The organism is Roseiconus nitratireducens (genome assembly GCF_008629675.1).
Classification (GTDB): domain Bacteria; phylum Planctomycetota; class Planctomycetia; order Pirellulales; family Pirellulaceae; genus Stieleria; species Stieleria nitratireducens.
Genome location: NZ_VWOX01000023.1, coordinates 25,095 through 39,011, shown reverse-complemented (window position 1 = coordinate 39,011; position 13,917 = coordinate 25,095). Strand labels below are relative to the sequence as shown.

Below are 13,917 nucleotides of genomic sequence, written 5' to 3'. Positions count from 1 at the left end.
GTTATTCTGCGTTTTTGGATTTGGCGTCGAATGTGTTCGCTTCGGCGGCGCTGACCAGAGAGTCACCGTCCGCGTCCAAAGAATCAAATTGCTCCGCGGTTCCGGGGAATTCGCGGCGTGTCAAGTCGTTGTCGTGATTGCGATCCATGCGAACGAACCATTCCGGCCCCGTCACGATCGGCGCGACTTCGCCGGGCGGGGTGGTTCGAATGCCGGCCAGTTCTCGATGGACCGTTCCGCCAAGCCCGAAGCAGACCCGCACCGGCGGTCGGGTCTCGGCTGCCGTCAGCTGGCCGTCCTGGTCGCTGTCGAAACGATTCAAGGATTGGTCCAATTGACGCAATTCGCGGATCGTCAGACGGCCGTCGCCGTTGGGGTCCAAGGCTGGCAACAGGGGATACCCATCGATCACCGCGCCGACGGAAATCTGGTCCGATGCGGCGCCCTGGACTGCCGCGAAATTCAGCGTGGCGCCGGGCCACCGGAGCTCGATTTCGCCAGCCTGCGTCGTCACCTGCAGTGCCGGGCGGAGCTCAGCCGCGACAGCGGTCAAACGCAATTTCGAATGCCCGTTTTCCTGGGTGTCGAAGCGGACCGCAAGTTCGATGTCCGGTCGGCGTGAAGCCAGCGTCTCCAGCTCGTCGGCATCGATGTTCTCGTTGCCGTCCGAATCGAAAGAACGCCAGGGTTCAAACTGCTCGATCTGTCCGTTGATGATGCTCTGCAGTTCGGAGACCAGGATCAGAACCGGTTGCGGGGGCGGCGGGACGTCTTGACCGCTTGTAGCCGCGGGTGAGCGAGAAATCTCCAACACGTCCACGACGTCGTCGCGGTTGGCGTCACATTGCTGAAGCGTTTCCTTGGCCGTTGCCAATTCCTCCTTCGAAACGGTACCGTCGCCGTCGCGATCGAGCACGCGGAATGCCGGGCGTTGGTCGGCGCGAAAACCTTGGAAGTACGGGTGCAATACCAACAGCGACGGGCCGTCGACCCAATGCGTCAGCATCCACTCCGCTTCCGCGGCGGTGACGTCTTCACCAACGGCGGCTCGATAACGCCGCATCGTTTCTTCGGCGGAACTCGCCAGCTGATACGGGGGCTGCGTCGGGGGCTCCGTTGTTGGCGATTCCTCAGGAGGATCGTCGGCGGAAGCATCGTCGGATCCCGCATCTTGCTCGGAAGCATCTTGCTCGGAAGGGGACGCTGCGGCATCGCTCTCGGGCTCCGTTTGCTCCGCCGGGTCGGGCGGTGACGACGCCTCCGGTGGGTCGGCCTCCGGTGTGTCGGAGAGCGGGTTGCTTTCGGGTGCATCAGAATTCTCGGGCGAGCCAGAACCCGAGTCCGTTGCCGGATCGCTGAGCGGGAGGGCAACCAGCGCTTTGCTTTTGTCTTGGAACCTCTCGGTGAACGGTTTTCCGTCAAGGAAGGCGGTCACGGTGATCAGCAAGGGGCGCCCGACCCGTTCGACCAGGGACGGATCGTTCAGCAGGAAGCGGATCTCGCCACTCCGATCGGTGGCGCTGGAGAACCCTTCCGCGCGATGGTAACCGGTTCGGTATTGCGGGAACCGTTCGGCCGGCAGCGTGGCCGGTGCCGCCGGTCTTTGCATCAAATCCGGCATGCCGGCATCTGGTGACGGCCTGGACGCCCGAGCGATCGACTTGACCGACGTCGTCACCGGCAGCGAAACCTCCTCGGGCGACGCGGCGGGCTCGTCGGCGGTCAACGCACGGGCGCACGCCAGATGGATTGCCACCAGTGTTGCCAGGCAAACTGCCAGACCAACGGAAACGGGAATTCGGGACCGAAAGGGAATCATGCCAGGACGTCCTCGATCACGTTGCCTTCGGAAATTGGGATCGGACGTCCGCTGGGCGACATGTTGCTCGGTGCACCACCCAGACCCAAAGCCTTGCACAGGGTGCTCAGCAGATCCTGCACGCCGATCTGCCCGGATTCCACGGCCTGGCCGTCAGCGCTGGTCGCTCCGTAGGCTTGACCGCCCGCGATGCCTCCGCCGGCCAACACGCTGGTCCACGCGTTGGGGAAATGGTCGCGTCCGCCGGTGGAATTGATCGACGGGGTGCGGCCGAATTCACCCATCCACAGGATCGTGGTCGATTCCAACAATCCGTGGTCTTCCAAGTCGCGCATCAGCGTTCCCCAACCGTCGTCCAGCACTTTTGACAGCCGCTCGACGGCGTTGAAGTTGTCGCTGTGCGTGTCCCAGCCGACACCGCCGCTGTTGGTGCCCAGTGAAACCTCAACGAAGGGGACCCCGCGCTGGATCAAACGACGGGCCATCAAACAACCCTGACCGAAAACGTTTGCCCCGTACGCTTCCCGCAGTTTCTTTGGTTCCCCGGACAGATCGAACGCTTTGGCGTCGTCACTGTTCATCAACTGGACGGCACCCTCGTAGACTTCGTTGTGGGTCCCGGCAGCGCCGGCCTGACGCGTCGAAACGAATTGGGATTGCAGGCGCCGCCAGATCTTCAGCCGTTGTTGCATGCGTTGGTCGGTGATTCCGCCGGCTCGCTGCAGTGACTGAACCTGCAGGTTGGGGAACCCTTCGTCGTCGTTGACCACCGCACCGGGAACGTCCGCCGCACCGACGAACAGGGGGCCGAACCGCGGCCCCAGAAAGCCGGGGCTGAACGCGTCCTGGTTGAAAGCCCGGTAGGTTCCAATGCTGACGTTGCTGGGCAGCGTCAGTTCGTCTTCGGCCAGCTGTTTGGCCAGTGAGGAACCGATGCAAGGGTACTGGATCGGTCCCATCGGTTTTTGCCCGGTTCGCATCAGATAGGTCCCGCGACCGTGGTCGCCCTCCTTGGTCGACAGGCCCCGCAGAACCGCCAGCTTGTCAGACATTTGTCCCAGCTTGGGCAGGTGTTCACTGAACCGCAAACCGGGGACGGCGGTCTGGACTTCCTGGAACTCGCCCCCGTTTTCATGGTTCGGCTTCATGTCGAACGTGTCCGTTTGCGTCGGACCGCCGCTCATCCACAGCAAGATGCAGTGTCGGCGTCGGTTCGGGTCCGCCGCGGCGGCCTGGGCGAATGCCGGAAACCAGCCGCTGGCGCTGACGGTGCCCAAGCCGGCAGCCATCGATTCAATCAAGGCTCGTCGGTTCAGAAGGTGCGACATGGATCAGATTCCCAAGGCGGTTGTGTGAGTCGAGGAGGTTGCGGGAGGCGTCCCGCCGGTGGCGTTGGCACAGGCCAAACGTTTTGAAGAGCAGGAGGATCGCTGGGGATTAGTGGTTGAAGGTGAACTCCGAGCTGTTGATCAATGCCCAAAGCAGATCCGACATCGCGGCGGTGCGTTGCTCCGGCGAAGCGTCCGCGGGGGCGAACTCCGCCAACAGGTCGGCTTCCTCCGGACTGGCCGGCCGGGACAGCGTTGCCATGAACAGCACATCGATGCGTTGGCGGTCGGTAAAGAAGGGTGCTTGCAGGGACCGTATCAAGCCGCTGCTCTGTTCCCCGGTCGCGCCGTTGGTCAGCGATCCGTTCATCAACATCAACGCCTGCGGGATGCCCGACAAGTATTCCGATCGGCTTGCCGCCGGCGTTGAAAACTGTTGCAAAAAGGCTTCCCGCTGGGTGTTGCCGAATCTCTGCAGCGTGTAGTCCTCCATCCCGCCGCCGTTGTTCTGGTCCAAAAGCGTTGCCACCGCGATGCAGTCATAAAGCTGTTCCGCCGTCAACGTCTTCACGTTCATCTGGGCAAACAACTCCAACCGCTGCTCGGCATCGTCTTCCGAGGTTGATTGTCCTTCCGAACCGCTGGACAACCGATAGGCCTTGGAGAGCGCGATCGTGCGGATCAGCGTTTTCAAATCGAATCCGCTGTCGATGAACTGGCTGGCCAAAACATCCAGCAGCTCCGGTGAGACCGGCGGGTTGTTTTCACCAAAGTCATCGACCGGATCGACGATGCCGCGGCCCAGCAATTGGCTCCAGACGCGGTTGACGGTTGCCCTAGCGAAATACGGGTTCTGCGGATCGGTCAGCCAACTTGCCAAACGGTCACGACGGGCCGATGCACCGCCATCGGGATCGGACTCAGCCGGCGTGTTTGGTTCTCCCAGGAATCGCGGCGCGACGACGATGTCCGTTTCCGGCAACATCACCTCGCCTCGATTGATGTCTTGGACACGCATGACCGTCGACACCGATTCCAGCTCGCCCTTGGGACGTGAGATGCGAGCGAAGAACGCCGCAAAGCTCCAAAAATCCTTTTGCGTCCAGGACTCGAACGGATGGTCGTGGCATTGGGCGCATTCCAACCGCATACCCAGAAAGACCCGAGACGTGCGGGCGGCCAGTTGGTGGGCGTCCAGCTTGAGCGCCGAGTAAAACAGCAGGGGACCGGATTGCGACAATCGGCCGTCAGCCAACAACAGTTTCTGAACGATCTGGTCGTACGGTTCACCGGCGGCAAAGCGACCCGCCAACCATTTCTCAAACGCTTGGCGACCGCCAAAGGCATCCAGGTCGACGCCTTCGGGAATCAAGAACGAACGCCACACCGCCGCGAGTTGTGAGGCGTGGTCCGGGCTGTCGAGCAGTTGATCCACCAATCGCTCATAGCGATCCTCTTCGGGTGCGTTCAAGAACGACCGAACTTCCGTCACGGTCGGGATTCTGCCGGCAAGATCCAGGTAGGCACGTCGCAACAGCTGCAAGTCGGTTGCCGTGCGGACCGGCTGGACGTCGTTGTCCGCCCACAACTTCTCCAGCGACGCGTCAACCGCAAAGGAGACGTCGGCGTCGCTGCGCGAAACCACCTGCACCGGCAGCCATTGTTTGGCCGCCCCGATCGGCAAGCTGGCGACATTCTGCGACACCTGGGCGGAGGGCTGCGAAGGTGCGACGGCATCGCCAGGCGTCAGGGCGGGATCCGCCTCCGAGCGGCCTTGGTCGTTGCCGTCGGCATCGGAACGCTCCCGGTCGGCCGTGTCGGTCCGATCGGTGGTCCGGCTTTCTGGTTCGGATTCCAGTCGAGCCACCCGGAACGCTTCGGTCGATTCGTTGGGGTACTCGATCGCGACGTTTGCCACGGGGATCTGTTCTTTGGACGTCGTGGATCCGACCGCGACCGGCAACCCGGACTTTGGATTCAGGTGCAAGGCCAACGAGTAACGTTTGTCCGCTTCTGTTTTCAACTGCACACGCAGGTCCACGAACTGCTCGTCGTGTTTCTCGCGACGATCCCAGTTCTGTTTCAGGACCCGAACGCCGCGAAAGCGTTCCACCGTGTCGACCGAAATCGATTCTCCACACAAAAAGGCCGCCAGCAATGATTCATCCTGGGATCCGGTCGCCGTCGCCGGGGGCAGCGACCGAGATTGGATCGAATGCCCCACACGCGTGACCACGGTCCGCTTCTTCAAATCGATCCAGCGAACGTGCTGGCGGTTCTGTTCGCCGGCCACTTGCTTGGAAAGGTCCAGCCACCGTGTGCTGTCGGATTGTTGAATCTGGATCAATCCTTGTTGTCGAATCGCGTCGACCACGGTCGCCCACGCGTAGTTCCCGGAGCCGCCGGTCAAGAAAACTGCGAACAGAATCACCGCGGCCAGCCCGGCGACCAGCGGCCAGACTCGCACGATTGATTGTCGCGTGCTGCCGGCAAGTGCGACCACGCCGCGACGTCGTGGAGCCAGCCCCGGTGAGGCTCCCCACTGTTCCGCGATTCCGTCGTCCAGCCGTTGGGCCAACGTGCTGGGAACCGGCGGCGCATCGTACGCCTCGGACAACATCGCAGCGACCAGCGCGTCGTCGTCGTTGCCGAGTTCGTCCCGATCGATTGCGTCGAAATCGTCAGGCGGCGGATTGGATGTCAATTCCTGAGTCATGGATCGCTCCTGTGCTACCTCAGTTCACGATTCACGTGCGAAACGGGGCGATAAGAACAGGGTCGGGCGTTCTTGCATCGACGTTCGGCGAGGGTCATCGGCGGATGGTTCTTGTTGGTCCGGGATTTTGCCGGGTGGATCCGGAATATTGCCGGGAGGACCCGGTGTATTGCCGGGGGCATTTGACGGTGCGCCGGACGGATTCGAGGCGACGTCCGTCGACGATTGGGAATTCGGTGAGCCAGCCGCTTGCGGTCCCGGCGGCGAGGGTGCTTCGGATTGCAATCGTTTTCGCAACGCGTTGCGGGCCCGAAACAGGATCGATTCGGCACCCTTGTGCGAGGTGTCCAGCCGTTGGGCAATCACTTGAACGGTGAGCTGTTCGATGTACTTCCATTCCAAAGCCATGCGGTAGGTGTCTGGCAATCCGTCCATCGCTTCCCGCACGCACTGTCGCTTCAATTTGGTGTCGTGCATCCGCGCGGGATCCTGATCGTCGGTACGCTCCGCCTGCTGGGCGGCCTGCTCGATCAAGTGCTGGACCCGCGCCGCGGCGCGATAATGGTCTTGGACGCGCCGCGCGGCAACGGTCCGCAACCACGCGCCCGGGTTCTCAATGGCGACTTCGGAAGCCGCCGCCGAAATCAATTGCAAGACCGTTTCGGCGACGATGTCTTCAGCCAGGTGCGCATTCCGGTCGACGCGAAAAAAGACGAATCGCCACACCGACGGAACGAAGCACTCGTTGAGGTGTTTCGCCGCAGCCGGATCCTGGTTCCGCAAACCGTCGATAAAGTCGGCATTGTTCAAAATTGGCCTCGCCAGTCCCCGTGTCCGCGGCTGCCACGTGGTTGTTGCATGCTTGTGCCCTGTCCGTCGGCGTTGTGCCCTGTCAGTCGGCCCCGCGGGTAGAATCACGCGGCGGATGCCCGGAAAAAGTAGAATTATCGCCGGTCGGCCGGGTGGCAGCGGAATTCGCCCAAAAAAAATCGCGTGAAAACCGGCTCTCGGTCCGACTTCGTCTTGTTGGCTGCTGCGATTCTAGGTTGTCGGGAGCCCGCGATCACCCTGCGCCCCTCACGTCCAGCCACCACCGTCGGACGATGCGACTTCTCCGCCCCCCGCGAATCTTCTCCTCCCGACCCACGCGGCAGCATTCGGCGCGGAGCCTAAATCCGACGTCGTTCTTCGTCGTTTGGCTCCTGATACCGTCCTCCCTGCCGGCTGCCGAATTTCCGACGGCGTTGATCGACGACGCGGTGATCGGCAACGTGCTGATCGGCGACGTGCTGATCGGCGACGGGGCGAGCGACACGGTGGCGAGCGACAGATTGACCACCCATGCGACGCATCGCAGTCCTCCGTCCGATTCGGCGGCGCTCGCCCAACTGATCGGCGAATCGGTGTTGGCGGGGAATGCCGCCGCGGTTTGCGACCGGTCGCGGACGATGCCTGCCGAGTCGAAGCTGAAGGCACTGAGTGAATGGGTGTTGCCGGGCAACGGTCACGGGTTTCGGCTCGGCGGAACGTTTCGCCGTGGGGAGGGACGGTCGATCGATCGTGCCGACCCAGCCGTGACGGATCTGCGTGACTTTCCGGAATCGGAGTGGATCGCTTCGCCCGCTCGTCAATTGATTCGCGTCGCCCAGCAACTGGGCCGATTGGATGATCTGCGGAAACGGCTTCAACGATTTCGACCGGTCGACCCGCGGCAGCAGAAGAATCAGGCGACGTTGTTGACCCTGATCGAGATCGTCTCCGGTGATGCATCCGCGGTCGCCAAGCGGTTGGACGATCGGTTTGCTGCTCAACGGAAGCCCGAAGATTCCGATGCGATCCGGCAAGGCTGGTGCGATCTGCTGGTGTTGTGGATGGCCACTGAAGAACCACGCACGTCGCATCTGGTTCGCCGCGATCTTTTCGGCGCGTTTGGCGAGCTTCAGTACTACCAACCCGATCCACAGCTGGATGTGCTCTACGACTACTTGCGTTTGTTGGCCGGCCGCGTTCCCACCGATCCTGGTGACTCCGGTACGGCCGATCGGACACCGCAATCGGAATTCGAAGTGTTCAGCCGGGTCGATGCGGCGACTCACGGACTTGCGCGTCCCTTGCCGCGATTCCGCATCGATTCCCAAGGGGCGACCAAGATTTCCGGTCATGAAGTCGACTACCTCGCTTACCGCGGCGCGGTACCCAGCGCTTTCGAGATCAATTGCGACGTGGCGACGCGACCGGGAGCGTTTTCCGAGTTGATGGTTCACGGCGTGTCCGCCAAACCCATTCGCGGGAATCAGAAAGTCAGCCTCGGCCGCGACGCCAAGGGCGATCGAGAAATCGAACTGTCACCTCCCGCGGCACCAACCGAAACAGAAAGCCACTTGCGGGTCACCGTTCACGATGCCATGACACGGCACGAGTTCAACGGCCGCGTGCTCTTTGAACATTCCGCCGAGGGGTCACCCGTCCCGTGGGCCGCCATTCGCAGCTGGCGTCGCACGGCTTCCGAAATCCGCAACGTGCACTTGATCGGATCGGGGGCGATCCCGGAATCGATTGCCCTGTTGGCCGACCAGTCGCTCAGCGGTTGGGCCAGCTACTATCAATCGGACATCCATGCGGGGCTGGGTAATTGGAATGCGGTCATCGGCAGCGATCAATCACTGGAATTGCTCAGCGAATCCACCGCCGCCGTCCCCGGAAGTTTTCAGGAAGAACTGTTGTATTACGTGCGCCCGATCAGCTGGGATGCACAGATCCGCTACGAGTTCCGATACGAGCCCGGCGTGGCCATGGTGCATCCCGCAGTCGGACAAATCGCCTTTTTGATTTCGCCCGATGGAGTTCGCTTGCATCGTTTGACCGATGGCAAGTACGAACGATCGACTTCGCGGCCTGACGCAACGGCACCCATGGCCAGTGATACCGACGCAGCGTATTCGCCACCGGATTTGCGTCGGGGCTGGAACCAGGCCGAATTGCGGCTGAGCGACGGAGCCGTCGGTCTATGGCTGAACGGTCGATTTGTCGGCAGACGAACGATTTCCGACGATCAGTCACGGACCTTCGGGTTGTTTCACTACCGCGACCAAACCCGCGCCGTCGTCCGCAACGTTGTGCTGTCCGGCGATTGGCCGCAAAGAATCCCCGCGATCGATCAGCAGCCGATGGCTTCTGAACGGGTCGCCCAGTTGGACGCTGCCGGGAAAGCCTTGCCCGAACGATTCTCGCACGATTTTAGAACGGGCGTGCCACCGGAGCTGTTTGATTTCGAGGGAGACGAAACCTCGGTCACTCCGAATGCCGACGGCGTTCGGGTTCTGCGGACCCCCGCCGAAGGCGTCCGATCGATGCGGCTGTGCGGGATGATCGACGGCGATTTCGATATCATCGCCGGATACAAGGACCTGCAGATTTCAGATGTCCCAGCAACCTGGCATTGCGGCATCGGTTTGGCTTTCAACCTTGAGAATAAAACGCTGGACCGCTGCGCGATCAATCGACGTCGCGGTCGGATGGAGGGACGCCACTACGTCGCATTTACTCAGAAAGAAACGGATCCCGGCGGGAAGTTGGAGTGGATTGGCAGCGCCAATGTTGTCGACGAGTCCACATCCGGACGGCTTCGCCTGGTGCGCAAGGGCGGCTTCGTCTATGGGCTGCACGCGGTCGGCGATTCGCCCACGTTCCGGCTGGTCAAAACCACGCAAGTGCCCCCGGGACGAATTGCCATTCACGGTTTGCGTTTGATCACCGAAGTCGGCAAGGGCATGCAGACATCAGCCACATGGACGCATTTGTCGGTTCGCGCGGAGCAGATTGATCTGCTGCAACCGAAAGATTCCGCGGCGACAATTGCGAAGCTGAACGCGGTGAACCGGTCCGATCCCAACGAGACAATTGATCTGACCGATCAAACCACCAGCGAAGCCGGCTTGATCGCCAACTCCGGCGAAAACCTCGCCGTGACATCCGGACCCGAAGGCGCCACGATCATGGCCCGTGGCGGTGACCGAAACGGGCGCTGCCAACTGTGGAAGCGGCTGGATTTGGGGGCCGAATTTGACATCGTGGTGGATTTTGAAGTCAATCAGTTGGAATCCGATCACGACGAACGAAGTTCCGGAGAAGTCTTTTTTCAGGTGTTCCTGGAGGATGCCGACGGCACGGTCGAGGATCCCGAAGCACCGCGGGTGCGCGAGGCGACGTTGATCTTGAGACAAAAATGGACCGGAGCGTTGGACCTGCGTCCGCGGGTCGTTGCTCGGGGGCGTGGTGGCAAAACCTTGTATCTGCCGATCCGCACCGTTCCGGTCGAAATGCCTCGGCAGTTTCGGATCGCGCAACGAAACCAAACGCTGTACTTTATGTATTGCCAGGAAGATTCGGAGGAAACGACCGTGATCGCCACCTATCCGCTGGACGATCGACTCCATGCCGCGGCGCTCGTCCTGGGAGTGATTGCTGCAGAAAACCAACACACGACCCGAGCCGTTCTAAAACGGATCCAGCTTTTCGGATCCCCCGCACCCCGAAAGGTGCCTGGTCCCGAGGGCGTCGTTCCCATCATCCCATGATTCCGACTCTTGCAGCCATTGGTCGCACCTGATGAAACTGGTTTTGCATCCACCGTTTCTGCAGACGAATCGCCGATTGATCGCCCGCGCCGCGTCCTGGCTCGTGCCGCGATTGTTCGTGCCGCTGGTGTTCGTGCCGCTGGCGCTGTGCGCCGGCGTCACGAACTCGTGGAGCCAGGAAGTATCGCCCACGCCGAATCACCCCATGCGAAAGTCGGACGGCATGGCATTGGGAACGATCTTTGATGAACAACCGATTCGCGAAGGCGGTTTATGGGCGGTCCAGCGGGCCGCGATGCTAGATCCGAGCGATCGCTATGAGTTTCTCGCCGACTGGGTGATCCCCGGAAAAACCCATCCAACGTTTCGTGTGACCACGGACTATGCATCGGCGACTCATGAGTTGTCAGGTGAAGCCAAAGAGCCCGCCGCTGCTGAGGACCCATCTGCCAGGATCATTTCGCCGGCGCTCGACTTGGTTCGGCTCGCCAAAAAGTTGGACAAGTCCGAAACGCTTCGGCAAGCCATTCTGGAAGCACCGGCGACAAACGTGCGACAGCGGTGCGACCAAACGTCTTTGTTGATCCTGCTGGCGATTGAGTTGGGCGACGACTCGGAAGCGACCCGTTTGTTTGATGAGTTGTTCAAACAGGTGCTGGGTGACCCGGTGCTGCTGGATCAGGTTCGCCAGGGGGTGCTGTTGTGCGTCGACCGGGCTTCGGAAGCTTCCGAACTGTGGCGGGTCGTCCGTGAACCGATCGGTGTGATCACACAGAATTACCGGACCGAGTATGACCGCAAGGCATGGCACCGCTACCTCGGGAACGCGTACGCCAAAGTGCTGAAGGAAATGCAACGGCACGACTCGGATGCGATCGCGGCGGAAAGTCGTTCGGAACAGTGGATCCAGGCAACTCGAGAAACGGCGTTCGAACACGGATCGGCGTTTCCAGAGGCTCACTGGCAGTTCGTGCCGGGATCGGTACGCAGTCTTTCCAGCTATGGTGACGACTTTCTCTTTTTCGTCTCGCCCCTGCGGGGTGACTACAGCGTTGAAGGGGAAGCGACCGGGTTTGGATACCGCGAGGCGCACTTGATGGATTCGGGGTATTGGATCGGATTGGCCTACACGCACGAACACATCATGATCGGAAACGTTCGCGGCGAATTGCGTCGTCCGCGATTGGACGCCCCGCTTACCGATACCCACAGTGACGGATTCATCCACACCCATGTCCGCAACCGGGATGGTGTGTCGGAAATCATTTTGAATGGGCGTCCCGTTTACCGCCGGACGTTGGAGAAAGACCCCGATCCGTGGGTGGCGATCCGCAGCAATTATCGAGTGCAGGGCGGATTCGACGGGCTGACGATCACGGGAACGCCGACGATCCCTGAAACGATCTCTTTGGTCGAGTCGTCCGAACTGCTCGGTTGGTACGACTACTACCAACGCCCCGGCGGCAATCCTGGAAAGCTTGCCGGATGGTCGGCGCAGGTTGCCGTCGATTCGGACGGCAACACGCTTGCCGAAGTCCGGGATCCACGGTCAGCGGCGTTGCCGGCAGGATGCGACCAAGAACGTCTGTTGGTGTATTCACGGCCGGTTCGAGAAGACGGGACGATCGAATACGAGTTTTGGTACGAACAGGGAAAGACCCTCGCCCATCCCGCACTCGGGAGGAGGTGTTTTTTATTGACTCCCGATGGCGTTCGGTTGCATCACATCACCGATGGGACGTACGACCGTTCTTCATTGCGTCCCGACAACGGCGATGCCCCTCAAACCGCAGCGGCTCAACCGTTGCCACTTAAGAATGGGGCGTGGAATCAATTGCAGCTCAGGCGTCAGGGCGATCAGGTCGCATTGACCCTCAATGGGCACGAAATCCTGGTGGCCGATTTGGAGCCGGCGTCAACGGATCCGCGGTTCGGGCTGTTTCATTTTGCCGACCGAAGCGAACTGCGCGTTCGTGGTCTTCGTTGGGCGGGTGACTGGCCCAAAAAACTTCCTCCCATCGAAGAACAAGTCTTGGCGGGTGAACTGCCCCGGTTGTTGGCGTGGAGCCCGGATAAGCCATCCGAAACTTTGGTCCATGATTTCGATGAACAATCCGTCGCGGACGGGTCCTTTGCGATGGTTCTCGGTGACCCCGCCGTGACGATGCGGGCGACCGACGAGGGATTGGTTGTCCGTCAGGAAAGTCAGACTGGTTACCGAGGCGCGTTGGTCGCGCCCACCGTCTCGATCGGTGGTGATTTTGATGTCACCGTGGACTATGACCGGTTTGAATGCGAATGCCTGGAGGACAAGATCGGAGCCGTTCGACTGCACCTTCAAGCCGACAATGACGCTCAAGACTTAGCGTTGATTCAACGCGTCGACGATCGGAGCGGCGACCAAAGGATTCAATGTCTGCGGATGGGAACCGTTGCGGGTCAGGAGCGGCGACACTACTTTGGTCGTCGCTCGTTGGACGCAGCCGCCGGACGATTGCGTCTCTCCCGACGCGGGACGACCGTCTACTATTTGACGGCGGATCAGCATTCCGACCAGTTTCGTTTGATCGGCAAAGAAGAATATGTGTCCGACGATTTGAAGCACCTGGGGATCCAGTTTGGAACGCAGATTCAGGGACCCTCGGGCCAAACGAGCGTTCGCTTCACCCACTTCGAATTACGTGCCGAACGGATCGCCGGAATGGCTGCGCTCGACCCGGAAACGGTGTTGGCGGAACTGAAAACACATCGCGACAACCTGCCGGATTCTTTCGAGCACGATTTCGCGACCGAGCCGCCTGGCGATGACCTTTTCTACCGCTGGGCGGACCGCAATGCCTGGGATGAAGCACGCCAAGGGTTGGAGCTAAAATCGGAAGGGACCGATAATTGGACCAGCGCCGGTCTTTCGCTCCGACGTCAGTTCGAAGGAGATTTTGAGGTCTCGTTTGAATTCGAACCGATCGAATTGGCGACGCCAAAAAAGGGAAAACACACCCAGGTTTATCTGCAAGTGGAACTGGCAAACCCTGACGCCACACAGCTTAGCAGTATCCTGACCAAATCAGATGCGGGGACATTGGTAAGCCAATCTCAGATCCGAAATCGCGCCGGCGGGGCTTTTCAGTATCAGGCCATTGGCAACCAGCCGCTCGCTGATCCAGGCCTCTTGCGAATTCAGCGGCGTGGCAGCGACATTTTTTTCATTGCCGGCAAAGAGTCGGATCAGAATCAGGTTCTGCTGGGGCACGCGAAGGCGACCAACGATCCCGTTGAATTCTTTGGTATTCGGATGATGTTGCACACCGGCGGTGCGGAAAGATCATCACGAATTCTTCTCAAGTCGATTCAGGTACGTGCAGAGCGGTCGGTCGCTCTTCCCGTCGTGAGAACCATCCGAACGCTTGAACAACCTGCTCCTCCCAAATCCCTTCCCACGCGACTGTTTGACTCGGTTCGCGGCCTTTTCGAATAGAC

The 13,917-nt window shown here is 60.7% G+C and carries 6 protein-coding genes; 2 read left to right on the top strand and 4 right to left on the bottom strand.

Annotated elements, in window-relative coordinates:
- Window position 1: 1 nt before the first annotated feature.
- The 4 genes from FYK55_RS25690 to FYK55_RS25675 form a co-directional block, all read right to left on the bottom strand.
- Window positions 2-1,819 (bottom strand): EF-hand domain-containing protein, encoded by a 1,818-nt coding sequence (locus FYK55_RS25690; protein WP_150079501.1) that lies wholly within the window; start codon window positions 1,817-1,819, stop codon window positions 2-4.
- A complete protein-coding gene (locus FYK55_RS25685) occupies window positions 1,816-3,147 on the bottom strand; it encodes a DUF1501 domain-containing protein (protein ID WP_150079500.1) in 1,332 nt (443 codons plus the stop codon). The genes FYK55_RS25690 and FYK55_RS25685 overlap by 4 nt, the downstream gene beginning before the upstream one ends.
- Before the next feature lie 109 nt (window positions 3,148-3,256).
- Complete coding sequence (locus tag FYK55_RS25680; protein ID WP_150079499.1) at window positions 3,257-5,863, bottom strand: DUF1549 and DUF1553 domain-containing protein; 2,607 nt, start codon at window positions 5,861-5,863, stop codon at window positions 3,257-3,259.
- A 24-nt stretch (window positions 5,864-5,887) separates the two neighbouring features.
- On the bottom strand, window positions 5,888-6,673 hold the full coding sequence (locus tag FYK55_RS25675; RefSeq protein WP_235908981.1) for an RNA polymerase sigma factor: 786 nt from the start codon (window positions 6,671-6,673) through the stop codon (window positions 5,888-5,890).
- Window positions 6,674-7,107: 434 nt separating this feature from the next.
- On the opposite strand from FYK55_RS25675, the gene FYK55_RS25670 reads away from it, so the two are divergent.
- Window positions 7,108-10,440: a DUF1583 domain-containing protein gene (locus FYK55_RS25670; protein WP_161604750.1), complete on the top strand. Its 3,333-nt coding sequence runs from the start codon at window positions 7,108-7,110 to the stop codon at window positions 10,438-10,440.
- Window positions 10,441-10,471: 31 nt separating this feature from the next.
- Window positions 10,472-13,915 (top strand): DUF1583 domain-containing protein, encoded by a 3,444-nt coding sequence (locus FYK55_RS25665; protein ID WP_150079497.1) that lies wholly within the window; start codon window positions 10,472-10,474, stop codon window positions 13,913-13,915.
- Window positions 13,916-13,917: the final 2 nt, after the last annotated feature.